Annotated in this window: 15 protein-coding genes; 1 reads left to right on the top strand and 14 read right to left on the bottom strand. The window is 50.1% G+C overall.

The genetic code is table 11. From position 1 onward, the window contains the following. Positions 1–6: 6 nt before the first annotated feature. The 4 genes from alaS to AC51G0_RS02825 all read right to left on the bottom strand — a co-directional run bounded on the left by alaS (position 7) and on the right by AC51G0_RS02825 (position 5,177). Complete coding sequence (gene alaS / locus AC51G0_RS02840; RefSeq protein ID WP_496300601.1) at positions 7–2,631, bottom strand: alanine--tRNA ligase; 2,625 nt, start codon at positions 2,629–2,631, stop codon at positions 7–9. Positions 2,632–2,930: 299 nt separating this feature from the next. Beyond that, the gene (recX, locus tag AC51G0_RS02835) at positions 2,931–3,392 is read right to left on the bottom strand and encodes a recombination regulator RecX (protein ID WP_496300600.1); all 462 of its coding nucleotides are present in this window, start codon (positions 3,390–3,392) and stop codon (positions 2,931–2,933) included. Between the two features lie 118 nt (positions 3,393–3,510). Beyond that, positions 3,511–4,554 carry a recombinase RecA gene (gene recA / locus AC51G0_RS02830; protein WP_496300599.1) on the bottom strand — a complete coding sequence of 348 codons (1,044 nt, stop codon included), beginning with the start codon at positions 4,552–4,554 and terminating at the stop codon, positions 3,511–3,513. 131 nt (positions 4,555–4,685) lie between these two features. After that, on the bottom strand, positions 4,686–5,177 hold the full coding sequence (locus AC51G0_RS02825) for a CinA family protein (protein ID WP_496300598.1): 492 nt from the start codon (positions 5,175–5,177) through the stop codon (positions 4,686–4,688). Positions 5,178–5,414: 237 nt separating this feature from the next. On the opposite strand from AC51G0_RS02825, the gene mutS reads away from it, so the two are divergent. Further along, positions 5,415–7,952, top strand: coding sequence for a DNA mismatch repair protein MutS (gene mutS, locus AC51G0_RS02820; RefSeq protein WP_496301854.1), 2,538 nt, complete (start codon positions 5,415–5,417; stop codon positions 7,950–7,952). Between the two features lie 348 nt (positions 7,953–8,300). On the opposite strand, the gene rpoS is transcribed toward mutS, so the two are convergent. The 10 genes from rpoS to pyrG all read right to left on the bottom strand — a co-directional run bounded on the left by rpoS (position 8,301) and on the right by pyrG (position 17,844). Further along, the gene (gene rpoS / locus AC51G0_RS02815; RefSeq protein WP_496300597.1) at positions 8,301–9,290 is read right to left on the bottom strand and encodes an RNA polymerase sigma factor RpoS; all 990 of its coding nucleotides are present in this window, start codon (positions 9,288–9,290) and stop codon (positions 8,301–8,303) included. 56 nt (positions 9,291–9,346) lie between these two features. Continuing rightward, the gene (locus AC51G0_RS02810) at positions 9,347–10,255 is read right to left on the bottom strand and encodes a peptidoglycan DD-metalloendopeptidase family protein (protein ID WP_496300596.1); all 909 of its coding nucleotides are present in this window, start codon (positions 10,253–10,255) and stop codon (positions 9,347–9,349) included. A gap of 6 nt (positions 10,256–10,261) precedes the next feature. Continuing rightward, positions 10,262–10,891 (bottom strand): protein-L-isoaspartate(D-aspartate) O-methyltransferase, encoded by a 630-nt coding sequence (locus AC51G0_RS02805; protein ID WP_496301853.1) that lies wholly within the window; start codon positions 10,889–10,891, stop codon positions 10,262–10,264. 2 nt (positions 10,892–10,893) lie between these two features. Continuing rightward, positions 10,894–11,643: a 5'/3'-nucleotidase SurE gene (gene surE / locus AC51G0_RS02800; RefSeq protein WP_496300595.1), complete on the bottom strand. Its 750-nt coding sequence runs from the start codon at positions 11,641–11,643 to the stop codon at positions 10,894–10,896. Continuing rightward, positions 11,624–12,688 (bottom strand): tRNA pseudouridine(13) synthase TruD, encoded by a 1,065-nt coding sequence (gene truD, locus AC51G0_RS02795; RefSeq protein WP_496300594.1) that lies wholly within the window; start codon positions 12,686–12,688, stop codon positions 11,624–11,626. The genes surE and truD overlap by 20 nt, the downstream gene beginning before the upstream one ends. Positions 12,689–12,769: 81 nt before the next feature. Beyond that, positions 12,770–13,243 (bottom strand): 2-C-methyl-D-erythritol 2,4-cyclodiphosphate synthase, encoded by a 474-nt coding sequence (gene ispF / locus AC51G0_RS02790; protein ID WP_496301852.1) that lies wholly within the window; start codon positions 13,241–13,243, stop codon positions 12,770–12,772. Between the two features lie 5 nt (positions 13,244–13,248). Next, the gene (gene ispD / locus AC51G0_RS02785; RefSeq protein ID WP_496300593.1) at positions 13,249–13,941 is read right to left on the bottom strand and encodes a 2-C-methyl-D-erythritol 4-phosphate cytidylyltransferase; all 693 of its coding nucleotides are present in this window, start codon (positions 13,939–13,941) and stop codon (positions 13,249–13,251) included. 91 nt (positions 13,942–14,032) lie between these two features. Next, positions 14,033–14,305 (bottom strand): cell division protein FtsB, encoded by a 273-nt coding sequence (gene ftsB, locus AC51G0_RS02780; RefSeq protein ID WP_496300592.1) that lies wholly within the window; start codon positions 14,303–14,305, stop codon positions 14,033–14,035. Positions 14,306–14,821: 516 nt separating this feature from the next. Next, positions 14,822–16,123, bottom strand: coding sequence for a phosphopyruvate hydratase (gene eno, locus AC51G0_RS02775; protein ID WP_496300591.1), 1,302 nt, complete (start codon positions 16,121–16,123; stop codon positions 14,822–14,824). Positions 16,124–16,203: 80 nt separating this feature from the next. Then, positions 16,204–17,844, bottom strand: coding sequence for a CTP synthase (gene pyrG / locus AC51G0_RS02770; RefSeq protein ID WP_496300590.1), 1,641 nt, complete (start codon positions 17,842–17,844; stop codon positions 16,204–16,206). Positions 17,845–17,869: the final 25 nt, after the last annotated feature.

The raw sequence follows: 17,869 nt of genomic DNA, 5'->3' as shown, positions 1-17,869 counted from the left end.
AGCGCCTTATAGGCGCTCAGCGATCCATGCCTGAGCCGACTCTAGCGCAGCAGGGAGTGCACTTGCATCCGTACCACCTGCCTGTGCCATGTCCGGGCGACCGCCACCTTTACCACCTACTTGCTGGGCAACCATATTGACAAGTTCACCGGCCTTCACTTTACCGATTAGATCTTTGGTTACACCTGCGATTAAGCCTACTTTGTCGCCACTGACGTTGCCCAATACCACCACACCGCTGCCTAGCTGATTCTTCAACTCATCAACCATGCCACGCAGTGCCTTGTTATCAGCGCCGTCTAGTTTAGAGATCAGCACTTTCACGCCGTTGATCTCTTGCGCCTGATTGATAAGGCCGGCACTTTCTTGCGCTGCCAGCTTATCTTTCAGCTGCTGAATTTCTTTTTCAAGCTGCTTGCTATGAGCAACTAGCGCGCCTACTTTCGTCGCGACCGATGCAGCGTCAGACTTCACCAGGCCTGCCGTTTCTGACAACAGCGCTTCTTGTGCATGAAGAGCTTCAATGGCCGCTTCACCAGTTACCGCTTCAATACGGCGGATACCTGCTGCAATCCCCCCTTCAGAGGTAATTTTGAACAGGCCGATATCACCGGTGTTCTTGGCGTGGATACCACCACACAGCTCGGTTGAGAATTCGCCCATGCTCAGAACACGGACTTCATCATCATACTTTTCGCCGAACAGTGCCATGGCACCTTTTTCTTTCGCCGCCTCGATATCCATGATGTTGGTATCAACTGAATGGTTCAGGCGGATCTGCTCGTTCACAACTCGCTCGATTTCACGGAGCTGCTCTGGCTTCACCGCTTCTAAATTCGAGAAGTCGAAACGCAGAGCCTCTGGCTTAACCAACGAGCCTTTCTGTGCAACGTGCTCACCCAGCAGATTACGCAGTGCCGCATGCAGCAAGTGCGTCGCTGAGTGGTTCAGGCTGATTGCTGCGCGGCGCGCGGCATCCACCGTTGCTGTTAGCTTATCGCCAACTTTCAGCGTACCTTCTGCCAGCGTACCTTTGTGGCCGATCGCATCACCGAACTTCTGGGTATCGGCAACATCAAACTGAATACCAGCCGATGCCATTACACCCGTATCACCACACTGACCACCTGATTCTGCATAGAATGGCGTGTTGTTCAGTACCACTAAAGCTTCTTCGCCAGCACTGATGCTATCGACAGCTTCACCACCGCGGTACAGGGCAACCACTTCGCCGTCACCGTCAGTAGCTGCGTAACCGCAGAACTCAGTGCTCGCTTCTACTTTGATAGCTTCGTTATAGTCAACACCGAACTGGCCCGCCTCACGCGCACGCTGGCGCTGGGCTTCCATGGCATTGTTGAAGCCTTCTTCATCAATAGAAAAGCCGCGCTCACGAGCAACATCGTTAGTCAAATCAGCTGGGAAGCCGTAGGTATCATACAGCTTGAATACTGTCTCGCCGTCCAGCACCTTGCCGTCTAGGCTATCGAGCGCGTCGTTCAAAATTGTCATACCACGGTCAAGAGTACGGCCGAAGTTCTCTTCTTCGATCTTCAGTACTTTCTCTACCATTGCCTGCTGCTTCTTCAGCTCTGCGCCAGCCGTACCCATGATTTCTGCCAGAGGGCCTACAAGCTTGTAGAAGAAGGCGCCTTGAGCACCGAGCTTGTTACCATGACGGACTGCACGGCGGATAATACGGCGCAATACATAGCCACGACCTTCATTCGACGGCATCACACCATCAACGATCAAATACGCACATGAACGAATATGATCGGCAACAACACGTAGTGACTGGTTTGACAGGTCATCGTAACCAATCACTTCTGCTGCTTTTTTGATTAAGGTCTGGAAAATATCAATCTCGTAGTTCGAATGTACGCCCTGCATGATCGCAGCGATACGCTCGATACCCATACCGGTATCAACAGACGGCTTTGGTAGCGGCTCCATGGTACCGTCGGCCTGACGGTTGAACTGCATGAATACGTTGTTCCAGATCTCAATGAAGCGGTCACCGTCTTCTTCTGGCGTACCAGGGCGGCCACCCCAAATATGTTCACCGTGGTCGTAGAAGATCTCAGTACATGGGCCACAAGGGCCGGTATCGCCCATTTGCCAGAAGTTATCTGACTCATAAGGTTTACCGCCTTTCTTATCGCCAATACGGACGATGCGATCAGCAGGGATCCCCATTTCTTTGTTCCAGATCTCGAATGCTTCGTCATCTGTCTCGTAAATGGTAACCAACAGGCGATCTTGAGGTAGCTTAAGAGTGACAGTCAGGAACTCCCACGCATACTTAATCGCATCTTGCTTGAAGTAGTCACCAAAGCTGAAGTTACCCAGCATTTCAAAGAAGGTATGGTGACGCGCAGTAAAGCCAACATTTTCTAGATCGTTGTGCTTACCACCAGCTCGTACACAGCGCTGAGCTGTTGTCGCTCGAGTGTAGTTGCGCTTTTCCAGACCTAAAAATGTATCTTTAAATTGGTTCATACCTGCGTTAGTAAACAACAGTGTTGGGTCGTTAGCAGGTACAAGAGAAGAGCTTTCTACGATCTGGTGACCTTTGCTCTCAAAAAACGCAAGAAACGCACGGCGAATCTCATCAGTGCTCATGTACATTGGCAAATCCTGAATAAATGCTTTTATAAAACCGAAAAAATCGCACTTAAGCGATGATGTAACCCATCTCCGTAAGATCCCAAGCCAGCTCGGCTTGCAGCTTATGTCAGCAGGTTTTAATTGAACTAAGATAAATTCTTTGGCGGCTATTGTAAAACAACGGCAGGTGCTACGGGAAATGTTATGTTAAGAATTAGCGCAATTAATACATTTTCGCCGCAGCGGAATGGGCAGCAAAGAAAAGCGATGCTGCCAAACCGGGCGAATTGGCAGCAAGAAGAAATAGGGGGCAATAACTGTTAATACTCGTCGTCAACTTCTAGAGCGTACTTGATCTGCTCAAAATCAAACCCCCGGTACTGCATAAAACGGAAACGGCGGGCTTTTTCCTTGGGGGTATCAATTTCACTATCACCAAACTTGCGCTGGGCCACATCACGGGCTTGCTTATACCAGTCGATATCACTTTCCTCGAACACCTGACTGACAATGGTATCGTGCACCCCTTTCATTTTCATTTCTTGCTTGATCCGAAGTACCCCCCAGCCCTTGGCAACACCATTTTGCATCATCGTTGCCACGTAGCGCGCATCATCAAGCCAGTGATAGTCCTGGCAATAGGCGATAGCCTCGATAATATCCTGTTCGCTATAGCCACGCGTTTTTAGCTTCTGGCGCAGCTCTTCCTCAGCATGATCCCGGCGCGATAAATAACCGACAGCCACTTCTTTGGCACTTTGCTTAGGTGCTTGCTTTTTCATTGACCTTGTCTCGATATACAAAACGGGCCGAGTACCGAAGTACAGGGCCCGTCTTATTTATCACGCCTCTATACAGAAACGAGATAGTTATAGGGGTGTCCGATGTCAGGAAAGTGGCTTAGAACGCCTTATCTTCCTCTGCACGCTCTTCTTCAGCTTCATCCAGCGCTGCCGGCGGTGTTAGCAACATCTCGCGCAGCTTCTTATCAAGCTCTTCAGCGATTTCTGAGTGTTCACCAAGATACTTACAAACATTGGCCTTACCTTGACCAATCTTATCGCCTTGGTAGCTGTACCAAGCACCTGCTTTATCAACAAGCTTGTTCTTTACACCAAGATCAACCAACTCACCAAGACGGTTAAAGCCCTGACCGTAAAGGATTTGTGTCTCAGCTTGCTTAAATGGTGCCGCAATTTTGTTCTTCACAACCTTGATTCGAGTTTCGTTACCCACCACTTCATCGCCATCTTTGATTGCACCGGTACGGCGGATATCAAGGCGAACAGAAGCATAGAACTTCAGGGCATTACCACCCGTAGTGGTTTCTGGATTACCAAACATCACACCGATCTTCATACGGATCTGGTTGATGAAGATACACATACAGTTTGATGCTTTCAGGTTACCGGTGATCTTACGCATCGCCTGTGACAGCATACGCGCCTGCAGACCCATGTGGCTGTCACCCATTTCGCCTTCAATTTCAGCTTTAGGGGTTAGTGCTGCCACGGAGTCAACCACTAGAATATCAACCGCACCAGAGCGGGCTAGCGCATCCGCAATTTCGAGCGCCTGCTCACCTGTATCAGGCTGAGAAACCAATAGGTTGTCGATATCAACACCCAACTTTTGTGCATAGACAGGATCAAGAGCATGCTCGGCATCGATGAATGCACAGGTCTTGCCTTGCTTTTGGGCAGCGGCGATAACTTCAAGCGTAAGCGTCGTTTTACCTGATGATTCTGGACCATAGATCTCAACGATACGCCCCATTGGCAAACCACCTGCGCCAAGTGCGATATCAAGCGACAGGGAGCCAGTCGAAACAGTTTCAATGTCCATCGTGCGGTTATCGCCCAACTTCATGATGGAACCTTTACCGAACTGCTTTTCAATCTGGCCTAACGCTGCGGCAAGAGCCTTCTGTTTGTTGTCGTCCATTCGACTCTCCAACGGATGCTTAAAATAAGTACTGATAATGATGATTAGTATACTGTCTATTCATACAGTGTCTAGCACTGTATGAAATTTTTTTTGCCTGCCGCTACTCACAGCCCAGCATTCTTATCCGCTCAGCCCAGTTGCTGCAGGCGCTGCAACATACCAGACAATGATTTTTCGACGGCTTGCTGTCTGACGGCATTGCGATCGCCGTCAAAAAAACAGGTTTCGCACTGTATCCAGCCAGTGTTGTCCGCCCAGGCGAAACAGACTGTCCCGACCGGCTTTTCCGCTGTTCCACCTCCCGGGCCAGCAATACCGCTGATCGCCACACTGATGGTTGCAGCAGAGTGGCTTAATGCGCCTGATGCCATTTCCCGAACGACGTGCTCACTCACTGCGCCGTAGCTGTCTAGCGTTACTGCCTCCACCCCGAGCATCTGCTGTTTAGCGTCATTGCTATAGGTGACAAACGCCCGGTCAAACCAGCCGGAACTACCGGCTATATCCGTGATTGCAGCTGAAACGCCACCGCCGGTACAAGACTCAGCCGTCGTTGCCATCCATCCTTGCCTGCTCAAGGCTGCGCCAAGCTCCTGTGCCAGTTGCTGGATAACTACCATCCCTATCTCCCATTGATTCATCCAGCCCAACCATACTCTGCAAACCAAGCTTCAGCAACTGTACTTCTGGCCTTGTTCAGCAAAGAAATAGTTCGGCAAGAAAGCAATTGCCGCTTTGCTCCCCTAGGCTGATTCACGTATCCTTAGCTCCCAGAAATTTACCCGGTACGTTTTCAATTCCGGCACCAATAAGCAGGCAATATCGTGACAGTGAAAGGTTTAGAAAAGCACACCCCCATGATGCAGCAGTTCTTGAGGATCAAGGCAGAAAACCCTGATGTTCTGCTGTTCTATCGTATGGGCGACTTCTACGAACTATTTTTTGATGATGCTAAACAGGCCTCTCAGCTGCTGGATATTTCCCTGACCAAGCGCGGCTCCTCAAACGGCCAGCCAATCCCGATGGCCGGCGTTCCCTACCATGCCGTTGAAGGCTACCTGGCCAAGCTGGTCCAGCAAGGTGTTTCGGTTGCCATCTGTGAGCAGATCGGCGATCCGGCCACCAGCAAAGGGCCAGTTGAACGTCAGGTTGTCCGTATTGTGACGCCGGGTACCGTCAGCGATGAAGCACTGCTCAATGAGCGCCGTGATAACCTTATTGCTGCCATTTACCAAAACAGCAACGGATTCGGTTACGCGACACTGGATATTACCTCTGGCCGTTTCATGCTCACAGAGCCGGAAACCGAAGAAGCCATGCAGGCCGAACTGCAACGCACCAGCCCTGCCGAGCTGCTGTATCCGGAAGATTTTGCCCTGCCGGGCTTGTTGCAATCGCTCAACGGTACCCGCCGCCGCCCAGTCTGGGAATTTGATTTAGACACTGCCCGCCAGCAGCTGACGATGCAATTTGGCACCCGCGACCTGGTCGGCTTTGGGGTGGAAACAGCAGAGCGCGGCCTGTGTGCGGCAGGCTGCCTGATGCAATATGTCAAGGATACTCAGCGCACGGCGCTACCGCATATCCGCGCGATCACCCAGGACAACAAAGATCACGCCGTGATCCTGGATGCCGCCACCCGCCGTAACCTTGAGCTGACCCAAAACCTTGCCGGTGGATTTGATAACACCCTGGCATCAGTACTGGATCAAACAGCAACCCCGATGGGCAGCCGCCTGCTAAAACGTTGGCTACACCAGCCGATCCGCGATCCGCAACAGCTTAACCACCGTCTTGATGCGATTTCTGCCTTTAAAGATACCGGCTTCTTTACCGACGTGGCAGGTGTACTACGCCATATGGGCGATATGGAGCGTATTCTGGCACGACTAGCGCTACGCTCTGCACGCCCTCGAGATCTCGCCCGCATGCGCACAGCCATGCAGCACCTGCCGGAGCTGGCTGAGCTACTGGCCGAGATCAAACAGCCACGTATCGGCGTACTGGCACAATTAGCCGCCCCAATGGATGAGCTTTGCGAACTGCTAGAACGTGCCATTATTGAAAACCCACCCGTGGTGATCCGTGATGGCGGAGTACTGGCACCAGGCTATAATGCCGAACTGGATGAATGGCGTGACCTGGCAGATGGGGCATCGAAATACTTAGATGAGCTCGAAGCCCGTGAGCGTGAGCACCATGATATCGATAGCCTAAAAGTGGGCTTCAATCAGGTACACGGTTTCTTCATCCAGGTCAGCCGTGGTCAGAGCCACCTGGTTCCCAGCCATTATGTCCGCCGCCAGACCCTGAAAAATGCCGAGCGCTACATCATTCCTGAGCTCAAAGAGCATGAGGACAAGGTACTGAACTCCAAATCCAAGGCCTTGGGGCTGGAGAAAAAGCTGTGGGAAGAGCTGTTTGATCTGCTGCTTCCTCACTTGGAGAAGCTGCAAAATGCTGCCAATGCCCTGTCTGAGCTAGACGTACTGGCCAACCTGGCCGAACGCGCCGACACGCTGAACTACTGTCGCCCAGAGATCACCAGCGAAACGGGGATTGAAATCAATGCCGGCCGCCACCCTGTTGTCGAGCAGGTACTGAGCGAACCCTTTATCGCCAATCCCATTTCCCTGCACAGTGAGCGCCGAATGCTGATCATTACCGGCCCTAACATGGGGGGTAAATCGACCTATATGCGCCAGACTGCGCTTATTGCCCTGATGGCCCATGTTGGTTCGTTTGTACCGGCAGAGTCGGTAAAAATTGGTCCGCTAGATCGTATTTTCACCCGTATTGGTGCCTCGGATGATCTGGCCTCCGGCCGCTCGACCTTCATGGTGGAAATGACCGAAACAGCCAATATCCTGCACAACGCAACCCAAAACAGCCTGGTACTGATGGATGAAATTGGCCGTGGTACCAGTACTTATGACGGCCTGTCCCTTGCTTGGGCCAGTGCCGAGTGGCTGGCAGAAAAGATTGCAGCCATGACCCTATTTGCCACCCATTATTTTGAGCTGACAGAGCTGCCGTCGATGATGCAAGGGCTGGCCAATGTTCATTTAGATGCGGTCGAGCATGGTGATGAAATCGCCTTTATGCATGCGGTGCAGGAAGGCGCAGCCAGTAAATCCTATGGTCTGGCTGTTGCAAGCCTGGCGGGGGTACCTAAATCGGTCATCAAACGCGCCAAGATCAAGCTTCAGCAGCTAGAAGCCAGTGGCCACCAACAGGCTGTTAAGTCGCCATCTGCCGCACCTAAGGAAGAGCACCAGCTCACCCTGCTGCCCGAACCGAGTGAAATCGAAGAAGCGCTGGCAGGCCTGAACCCAGACAATCTAACGCCGCGCCAGGCATTGGATGAACTGTATCGTTTGAAAGCATTGCTATAGCGAGAAGCGAGAAGCGAGAAGCGAGAAGCGAGAAGCGAGAAGCGAGAAGCGAGAAGCGAGAAGCGAGAAGCGAGAAGCGAGAAGCGAGAAGCGAGAAGCGAGAAGCGAGAAGCGAGAAGCGAGAAGCGAGAAGCGAGAAGCGAGAAGCGAGAAGCGAGAAGCGAGAAGCGAGAAGCGAGAAGCGAGAAGCGAGAAGCGAGAAGCGAGAAGCGAGAAGCGAGAAGCGAGAAGCGAGAAGCGAGAAGCGAGATTAGTATAAGAGTGGGATTAAAAAAGGACGCTATTGCGTCCTTTTTTGTTTCTTGCCTCTGTGAAAGAGGTATTGATATCAGCTTATTGCCGATTTGTTTACAAGTCTTGGTTAAACAACGATTCGATGTTCAAGCCTTGGTGTGTCAGCATGTCGCGTAGGCGGCGTAGGCCTTCTACCTGGATCTGGCGGACACGTTCACGGGTCAGGCCAATCTCACGGCCAACATCTTCAAGGGTTGAGGCTTCGTAGCCCAACAAACCAAATCGACGAGCCAGCACTTCACGCTGTTTCGGGTTCAGCTCCTGCAACCAAGTCACTATCGATGTTTTGATATCATCATCCTGGGTCGACGTCTCCGGACCGCCTCCCTTCTCGTCAGGAATAATATCTAACAGGGCTTTTTCTGAATCACCGCCAATCGGGTTATCCACCGAACCGACACGTTCATTCAGGCGCAGCATACGGTTTACATCGTCGACAGATTTATCTAGCTTCAGGGCAATATCTTCCGCTGTCGGTTCGTGATCTAGCTTCTGGGCTAACTCACGGGCAGTACGAAGATAAACATTCAGCTCTTTTACGACATGGATGGGTAACCGGATGGTGCGGGTTTGGTTCATGATGGCCCGTTCAATCGTCTGACGGATCCACCAGGTTGCATAGGTAGAGAAACGGAAGCCGCGCTCAGGATCGAATTTTTCGACCGCACGGATCAAGCCCAGGTTGCCTTCTTCAACCAGATCCAGCAAAGCTAAGCCACGGTTGCTGTAACGACGAGAGATCTTCACAACCAATCTCAAGTTACTTTCGATCATTCGCTTGCGGGCAACTTCGTCACCTCGCAGCGCCCGGCGGGCATACAGAACTTCCTCTTCCGCCGTAAGGAGCGGAGAAAAGCCGATCTCGCCAAGGTAAAGCTGTGTCGCATCTAGGGCTTTTTGTGTTGACCCATAGTGCGAAATATCGACTTCATCACTCGTGGTTTCAGTTGCTGCGGCTTTAGTCTCGATTTCTTCCGAAGCTAATTCCACATCATCTTCAAAATCAAAGTTCTCGATATTTGTAGCAGTATTGCTTCTACTCATAGCGCCTCCCAGATGGCGAGTTAGCAAGACATTACAACTTCACTATGCCATGTTGTCTATTTCGGCAAGTACCTCAACGGATTAACTGACTTGCCTTTGTAACGGATCTCAAAATGCAGGCGAACACTGTTGCTGCCGGAGCTTCCCATTGAAGCAATCTTCTGCCCCGCTTTTACCGCCTGTTGTTCTTTGACCAATACCTTATCATTGTGCGCATAAGCGCTAAGATAGTCATCGCTATGCTTAATGATCACAAGGTTTCCATAGCCACGCAGGGCGTTGCCTGCATACACTACAATTCCTCCAGCTGAAGCCTGAACAGCCTGCCCCCTTTTCCCAGCAATATCTATACCTTTGTTACCATTATCGGCACTGGAGAAGTTGGCAATAACCCGACCTTTCGTCGGCCATGACCAACTGGCCACTTTGTTACTGTTGCTTGTTTTATTTGTAACAGCTTTGTTACTTTTGGAATTTTGAGAGTACTCTTTTGTGCGACCTTGATCAACATTTTTATTGGCTGTTTTTTGTTCAGTCGGCTTTGGCTTTGGCTTGGGTTTTACAACCGGCTTTGGCTTGGGTTTTGGCTCAGGAGCCTTGCTTGCTGTTTTTACTGGGGTTTTAACAACAGGGACTGTCCCGGCCTTACCGTATGAAGGGGCGACATATTTCGGTTTCCAAAGCTGTAACTTCTGCCCTGGATAAATTGTATAGGGGGGAGAAAGCTTGTTACTGGCAATGATATCTTTCACTTCCCGCCCTGTAATGTAGGAAATGAAATACAGGGTATCCCCTTTTTCCACCTGATAATAACTGCCGTGGAAGCTACCGCGCTCCACACTGTTATAATCTTTACCAAGGCTAGCAACAGGAGCCGGTGTGTGGCTGCTGCAGGCAGACAGCAGCAGGCAGGCAACTGCCGCTGCCGTGGTTCGCCGGATCAATTTCTTCGCCACCACACCCATCAGAATCTACGCCAGCTCACCTGCGACCAAGGGAACAAAGCGGACCGCTTCGATGTCCTTAGACAGGTACTGCTCACCATCTCGCACAATCTGCTTCAGCACTTGGTACTCTTCACCCACCGGGATGATCAAGCGACCACCGTCAGCCAGCTGGGCCAACAGCTCTAGCGGAATGATATCCGCCGCGGCAGTCACAATAATGGCATCAAATGGGCCCTTGCTAGCCCATCCCTTCCATCCATCGCCATGCTTAGTGGAAATGTTATGCAGATCAAGCTGTTTGAAACGTCGCTTTGCCTGCCACTGCAGTGCTTTAATACGCTCGACAGAAAAGACATGCTCGACCATATGCGCCAAGATGGCAGTCTGGTAACCGGAGCCCGTACCAATTTCCAGCACCCGAGAGTGAGGTTTCAGCTCTAGTAGCTCGGTCATTTCGGCCACAATGTAAGGCTGTGAGATCGTCTGACCACAGCCAATTGGCAACGCATTATTGTCATAGGCTTGGTGGGATAAAGCCTCATCAATGAACAGCTCTCTGGGTACTGCCGACATCGCCTGCAATACTTTATCGTTACGGATACCCAGCTGGTGCAAAAATGTCAGCAGGCTATGCCGTTCTTCCACATAGCGCATCCTTAATTTGTCTCCACTTGTTTTAGCCATTGTTCAATGCCATTAATCGCATCATGCGCCGTTAAATCAACCTGCAAAGGTGTGATTGATACATGATTGTGCTCTATCGCATAAAAGTCAGTACCCGGCCCTGCATCCTGGCAAGCGCCGGGAGGGCCCAGCCAGTATATCGCCTTACCACGCGGATCGACGGCTTTTTCCATTTCTTCGGCTCGGTGACGGGCACCTAGGCGAGTCACCTGCCAGTCACCTAACTTAGAAAGCGGCACATCCGGTACATTGATATTCAATATCTTATTGTTAGGCAGCGGCTGCTTTGCGAGTTTTTCGACAATATCTTTGACCACCAGGGCCGCAGTCGCGAAATGCTTCGAGCCGACCAATGACACGGCAATCGCCGGCACGCCGAGGAAATGCCCTTCTGTTGCCGCCGCAACCGTTCCGGAATACAGCACGTCATCACCCAGGTTTGCACCATGGTTAATACCCGCGACAACAATATCTGGACGATAATCCAGCCATTCATTGAGCGCAAAGTGAACACAGTCTGTCGGCGTTCCTTCTACCGAGACCCGGCCTTCGCCTTCCTCGCGAATTCGTAATGGGTTATCTAAAGTGAGGGAATTCGATGCTCCGGAACGGTTACGATCCGGAGCCACTACCGTCACTTCGCCAAGCTCTTCCAATGCCACAGCCAGCGTATTGATCCCCTCGGCAAAAATGCCGTCATCATTACTGATCAGAATTCGCATGGTCGCCATCCTCTAGCTCACGCTCAATCATTAGTTCACGCACAACCGCTGTAGCAAAACAGCCCGCTGGCAGCGCAAATGACACAACCAGATCACTCTCTTCCTGCTGCCACACCATCTGCTGGGGCTTCAACAATAACGAGCGGCGCTCATGGCGCATCCGGTTGTCGCGGATCAGTTTTAGCAGCAAAGGCTCCTGCTCAACAATAGCCATCTCAAAGACTTCAGCATCGGCGGTTGTCGGCAGCGCGTTATCACCCATCATCGGCGCGGTGATAGCAATCTGGCCATTGTCGACTTGCTCTTGTAGCTCAGCCGTCACAGCTTCTGCAATGAAGCTCTGCTCTTCGCCGTTATGCTGCAAGCTATCACCCGCGAGCAGTGTCTGTACTTTACCTTGCTCAATACGGTTTGAGAGCACCAGGTTAAACAACCAAGAACGTGCCGCAGATAAATAGAAGCTGCGCTTGCTCTTGTCACGCACGCGGAATTCATCGTTGCCCCAGCTGCGTGCTTTCACCACATTGTTCCCATTATGGCCAAAACGCTGTTCGCCGAAATAATTTGGGACACCCTGCTGCTTAACTTGCTCTAAACGGGTAAGCACATCTTGTGGCTGGTCTAATTCCGTCAGGCGCAGCTGGAACCAGTTACCGGCAAGATCGCCCGGTCTTAGCTTTTTATCATGACGGGCGGTTTCCAGTACTTCTACCCCAGGGTGATCAGCGACGAATTGTGCTAAATCAGGATCAGGCTTGCCTGGCAGATGAACACTTAACCATTGTTCGGTAACAGCATGGCGGTCTTTCAGGCCCGCCCAGCTAACGTCGCGAGATTTAACCCCGCACGCTTTTGCCAGTTCATTCACAACATATTTGGTGTTTTCACCCGTCTTGCGGATTTTCACCATGAAATGTTCACCGGTACCGGCGAAATCAAAGCCTAAATTTTCTTTTACGACAAAATGTTCAGGCAGGACTTTGATTCGTCCCTGGCAAGCAGGTTTACCGTATAACCAGTTAAAATTGTCCATTACGTTAGACATATATACACCGTTTGTTGGCAGCAACAACTCGCTGCGAAACCTGCCGCAATTCAAGATGAGAAAGTGGCGGCAGGAAAAAATTTATTGTTTGCTGATCAGGACCACAGCCTCACAAGCAATACCTTCCTTACGTCCGGTAAAACCCAATCGTTCTGAAGTTGTCGCCTTTACATTAATATTATCAACATCTGTTTCCAGATCATCGGCAATCGCCTGGCACATCGCATCAATGTGTGGTGCCATTTTTGGTGCCTGAGCAATAATAGTGACATCCAGGTTACCCAAGCGATAACCCTTGTCCTTCACTTTACTATAGACATCCCGCAGCAGAAAACGGCTATCAGCCCCTTTCCATTCTGCGTCGGTATCCGGGAAATGGCGGCCGATATCACCGGCACCGATAGCCCCAAGCAGCGCATCGCATACAGCATGCAAAGCCACATCCCCATCAGAGTGTGCAATCAGCCCCTGTTCATAGGGAATAACCACGCCACCAATGATCACCGGCCCTTCACCACCAAATTTGTGTACATCAAAACCGTGCCCAATTCGCATCATGGCTAATCCTTTATTAGTTGTTGTAGATAAAATTCGGCCAGAGCCAAGTCTTCAGGCTGGGTGACTTTCAGGTTATCAGCCCGTCCTTGCACAAGTTGAGGTACAAAACCACAAAACTCAAGGGCAGACGCCTCATCGGTGATCACTGCACCTTGTTCAAGGGCATGCTGAAGCGAATCGCGTAGTTGCTTCACTCTGAACATCTGTGGCGTCAAAGCATGCCAAAGGTCACTGCGATCCACCGTTTCAGCAATACCCTGCCGACCATTGCCGCGTTTCATGGTATCTCGTACCGGCGCAGCTAAAATCGCTCCACATTTACTCTGGGTCGCTGTTGTGATCAGCCGCTCCAGGTCAAGTAGCTGCAAACAAGGGCGCGCAGCATCATGCACAAGCACCCAGCTATTGTCATCGTCAATGGCAGCCAGGCCGGCAAAAACAGAATCAGCTCGCTCAGCCCCGCCGTCGACAACGGTAATTCGCGGATCAGCGGCCAATGGCAAAGCCGAGAAATAAGGGTCGGTATTGCTGATCGCAATAATCACCCGCTGTACCGCCGGGTGGCAAAACAGCCGATCGATGGTGTGTTCTAAAATTGTCTTTCCTGCAATCTGCAGATATTGCTTCGGACGGTCTGCCGCCATTCGGCTACCGACTCCAGCAGCAGGTACAACTGCGGTGATCTTATCGGTCATGAGTAAGGTGTTTTTCGTTCAGAGTTAAAGTGATACCAATTGCAAGTGCCTATGCCTATGCCTATGCACAAGAGCACAGGCAATGTTGGCCTTAGTCACCGACAATACGAAAGAAGGTTTCTCCCGGTTTTATCATCCCGAGCTCGTTGCGCGCACGCTCTTCAACCGCTTCCTGACCTTGGTGCAGATCATGGATTTCGGCATACATTTGCTGGTTCCGCTGTACAAGCTCTGCATTGGCCTGTTGCTGAATGGCCACATTACCTTTTGCCGCCAAATAATCCATCATGCCGTTTTTACCAAGCCAGAAATCATACTGAAGCCAACACAGTACCGCCAGCAGCGAGACAGTTAACAAGCGCATGCAACTCCCCGTATTTCATATAATTAGTTCAATTTCCGGACAATTTGCCTAACTAAAAGCACTCAATTATGCCAAACAAAATAACGCTTTTAGTTAATGAAATTGCAGTTATACCAAACAGAATAATTATCTGATCCAATCAGAGCGATGCCAGCCGATTGAGAGCAATCCAAATTGATGAAGATATAGTGGTTCTACATCAAAGTAATTTGGGGCTGATATCGAGCGGCTGTCACGCTCCCGAAGGGCGAGTTGCAAAGGCTCAATACTGTGTTGCTCGATTTTGGTGGATATGAATACACCTACAATCAAGCGCCTTGTATCTGAACCTTTTCAAGCTCGCTGATAGGCCAGATAATTGTTCAGTTTGGTATACGCTAATAATCCCATAAAGCGCAAGGTGTGACTAGCGCCTAATACCAAACTCATTATTTATTCGGACATAAAAAAACCGCCTCACGAAGAGGCGGTTCAATAATTCAGGGTGATAAGTTCACCCTAAAGGTAAGCTAATAATTAAGCTTGGCCTTTAACTTCTTTAAGACCGTTGTAAGGTGCTTTCTCACCTAGTGCTTCTTCGATACGAATTAGCTGGTTGTACTTAGCAACACGGTCAGAACGGCTCATAGAACCAGTCTTGATTTGGCCTGCAGCTGTACCTACCGCTAGATCAGCGATAGTTGCATCTTCAGTTTCACCTGAACGGTGAGAGATAACAGCCGTGTAACCAGCGTCTTTAGCCATTTTGATTGCAGCTAGAGTTTCAGTTAGAGAACCGATCTGGTTGAACTTGATAAGGATAGAGTTAGCTACGCCTTTCTCGATACCTTCAGCAAGGATCTTAGTGTTTGTAACGAACAGATCGTCACCAACTAGCTGAAGCTTGTCGCCCATTAGCTCAGTCTGGTGCTTGAAGCCAGCCCAATCTGATTCGTCAAGACCATCTTCGATAGAAACGATAGGGTACTGGTTAGCAAGGTCTTGTAGGTAGAAGTTAAACTCTTCAGAAGTGAAGATTTTGCCTTCGCCTTTCATGTTGTAGTTGCCAGCTTCTTTGTCGTAGAACTCAGATGCAGCACAGTCCATTGCTAGAGTAACGTCTTTACCTAGTACGTAACCTGCAGCTTCAACCGCTTCTTTGATTGCAGCTAGTGCAGCAGCGTTTGATTCTAGGTTAGGAGCGAAACCACCTTCATCACCAACGGCAGTGCTTAGGCCTTTCGCCTTAAGAACTTTAGCTAGGTTGTGGAATACTTCAGCGCCGATACGTAGGCCTTCTTTAAGAGTTTTCGCGCCAACTGGCTGGATCATGAACTCTTGGATGTCAACGTTGTTATCAGCGTGCTCACCACCGTTGATGATGTTCATCATTGGTAGAGGCATAGAGAATACGCCAGCTGTGCCGTTTAGCTCAGCAATGTGCTCGTAAAGAGGCATGCCTTTAGCTGCAGCTGCTGCTTTAGCATTCGCTAGAGAAACAGCTAGGATAGCATTCGCGCCGAAGTTAGATTTGTTTTCAGTACCGTCTAGATCAAGCATTACCTGATCAACAGCAGCTTGGTCTTTAGCGTCTTTACCAACAAGCGCTTCAGCGATAGCACCGTTCACAGCTTCAACAGCTTTAAGAACGCCTTTACCTAGGAAACGAGACTTGTCGCCGTCACGTAGCTCAAGAGCTTCACGAGAACCAGTTGATGCGCCAGATGGAGCAGCAGCCATACCTACGAAACCGCCTTCTAGGTGAACTTCAGCTTCAACAGTTGGGTTACCACGTGAATCGATGATTTCACGACCTAGAACTTTAACGATCTTAGACATTGTGTTTCCTCTTGCTTTATCTTCAATTTAAAAGCTAAAAAAATAGCTGTAGCCATAACCGCTACAGCTATCCGTAATCCTTACTTATTCAGTTCACCGCGCTGGTTTTCGCCAGCCGCTTTTACAAAGCCTTCAAACAATGGGTGACCATCGCGAGGCGTTGAGGTGAACTCAGGGTGGAACTGAGCAGCCACGAACCATGGGTGGTTCGGGATCTCAATAATCTCCACCAGCTTCTTGTCTGCAGATAGACCAGAAATCTTCAGACCCGCTTTCTCTAGTTTCGGCAGCAGGTTGTTGTTAACTTCGTAGCGGTGACGGTGACGCTCATGAATAGTTGCGTTACCGTAAAGCGCACGCGCTTTAGAACCGTCTTGTAAGTGACATAGTTGAGAACCAAGACGCATAGTACCGCCAAGATCTGAGTTTTCAGTACGCTCTTCAACTTTACCTTCGCCGTCAACCCACTCAGTAATTAGACCAACCACTGGGTTTTTCGTTTCAGCGTTAAATTCCGTTGAATGCGCATCTTTCAGACCTGCAACATTACGTGCAAATTCGATCAATGCCACCTGCATACCCAGGCAGATACCTAGATATGGAATTTTGTTTTCACGTGCATATTGTGCTGTCAGGATCTTACCTTCAACACCACGTCCACCAAAGCCACCAGGAACTAAGATTGCGTCTAGGCCTTGTAGTGCTTCTGCACCTTTAGACTCAACGTCTTGAGAATCAACATACTTGATTTTCACTGACAGACGGTTTTTCAGGCCAGCGTGCTTCAAGGCTTCGTTCACTGACTTGTAAGCATCCGGTAGTTCGATGTATTTACCGACCATACCGATGGTTACTTCGGCTGTTGGGTTGGCTTCTTCGTAGATTACCTGTTCCCACTCAGTCAGGTTCGCTTCTGGTGCTGTAATACCAAAACGCTGACAAACAAGATCATCAAGACCCTGGGCTTTAATAAGCTGTGGAATTTTGTAGATGGAATCTACATCTTTCATTGAGATTACTGCTTTTTCCTGTACGTTACAGAATAGCGCGATCTTCGCACGCTCATTAGCAGGAATGTTACGGTCAGAACGACATACTAGGATGTCTGGCTGAATACCGATAGAAAGTAGTTCTTTTACAGAATGCTGAGTTGGCTTAGTTTTCACTTCACCAGCCGCCGCCAGGTAAGGAACCAGAGTCAGGTGCATAAACATTGCACGCTCGCGACCGAGTTCTACTGCTAGCTGACGGATTGCTTCCATGAACGGTAGTGATTCGATATCACCGACTGTGCCGCCCACTTCCACGATAGCCACATCATGGCCTTCTGCACCAGCAATCACACGCTCTTTAATAGCGTTCGTGATGTGTGGGATAACCTGAATCGTTGCACCTAGGTAGTCACCACGACGTTCTTTACGCAATACGTCCGCATAGACACGGCCAGCAGTAAAGTTATTGCGTTTAGTCATCTTGGTACGGATGAAACGCTCGTAGTGGCCTAAGTCAAGATCGGTCTCTGCACCGTCTTCCGTAACGAATACCTCGCCGTGCTGAATCGGGCTCATTGTGCCTGGATCAACGTTGATGTAAGGGTCTAGTTTCATCATGGTCACTTTTAGACCACGTGCTTCTAGAATAGCCGCCAGAGATGCTGCAGCAATACCTTTACCTAGTGAGGATACGACCCCGCCCGTAACAAAAATGTAATTCGTTGTCATGTTTAACCTGGAAGATTGGTGTAGA

This window comes from Photobacterium sp. HL06 (assembly GCF_059552575.1).
The sequence above is the reverse complement of the archived record's forward strand: the minus strand, read 5'-3'. Positions and strand labels throughout refer to the sequence as shown.

What these genes read in the sequence shown, in the direction of transcription:
- alaS (WP_496300601.1), bottom strand. Translation starts at nt 2,631, where the DNA reads ATGTACATGAGCACTGATGAGATTCGCCGTGCGTTTCTTGCGTTTTTT.
- recX (WP_496300600.1), bottom strand. Translation starts at nt 3,392, where the DNA reads ATGAAAAAGCAAGCACCTAAGCAAAGTGCCAAAGAAGTGGCTGTCGGT.
- recA (WP_496300599.1), bottom strand. Translation starts at nt 4,554, where the DNA reads ATGGACGACAACAAACAGAAGGCTCTTGCCGCAGCGTTAGGCCAGATT.
- AC51G0_RS02825 (WP_496300598.1), bottom strand. Translation starts at nt 5,177, where the DNA reads ATGGTAGTTATCCAGCAACTGGCACAGGAGCTTGGCGCAGCCTTGAGC.
- mutS (WP_496301854.1), top strand. Translation starts at nt 5,415, where the DNA reads ATGATGCAGCAGTTCTTGAGGATCAAGGCAGAAAACCCTGATGTTCTG.
- rpoS (WP_496300597.1), bottom strand. Translation starts at nt 9,290, where the DNA reads ATGAGTAGAAGCAATACTGCTACAAATATCGAGAACTTTGATTTTGAA.
- AC51G0_RS02810 (WP_496300596.1), bottom strand. Translation starts at nt 10,255, where the DNA reads ATGGGTGTGGTGGCGAAGAAATTGATCCGGCGAACCACGGCAGCGGCA.
- AC51G0_RS02805 (WP_496301853.1), bottom strand. Translation starts at nt 10,891, where the DNA reads ATGCGCTATGTGGAAGAACGGCATAGCCTGCTGACATTTTTGCACCAG.
- surE (WP_496300595.1), bottom strand. Translation starts at nt 11,643, where the DNA reads ATGCGAATTCTGATCAGTAATGATGACGGCATTTTTGCCGAGGGGATC.
- truD (WP_496300594.1), bottom strand. Translation starts at nt 12,688, where the DNA reads ATGTCTAACGTAATGGACAATTTTAACTGGTTATACGGTAAACCTGCT.
- ispF (WP_496301852.1), bottom strand. Translation starts at nt 13,243, where the DNA reads ATGCGAATTGGGCACGGTTTTGATGTACACAAATTTGGTGGTGAAGGG.
- ispD (WP_496300593.1), bottom strand. Translation starts at nt 13,941, where the DNA reads ATGACCGATAAGATCACCGCAGTTGTACCTGCTGCTGGAGTCGGTAGC.
- ftsB (WP_496300592.1), bottom strand. Translation starts at nt 14,305, where the DNA reads ATGCGCTTGTTAACTGTCTCGCTGCTGGCGGTACTGTGTTGGCTTCAG.
- eno (WP_496300591.1), bottom strand. Translation starts at nt 16,123, where the DNA reads ATGTCTAAGATCGTTAAAGTTCTAGGTCGTGAAATCATCGATTCACGT.
- pyrG (WP_496300590.1), bottom strand. Translation starts at nt 17,844, where the DNA reads ATGACAACGAATTACATTTTTGTTACGGGCGGGGTCGTATCCTCACTA.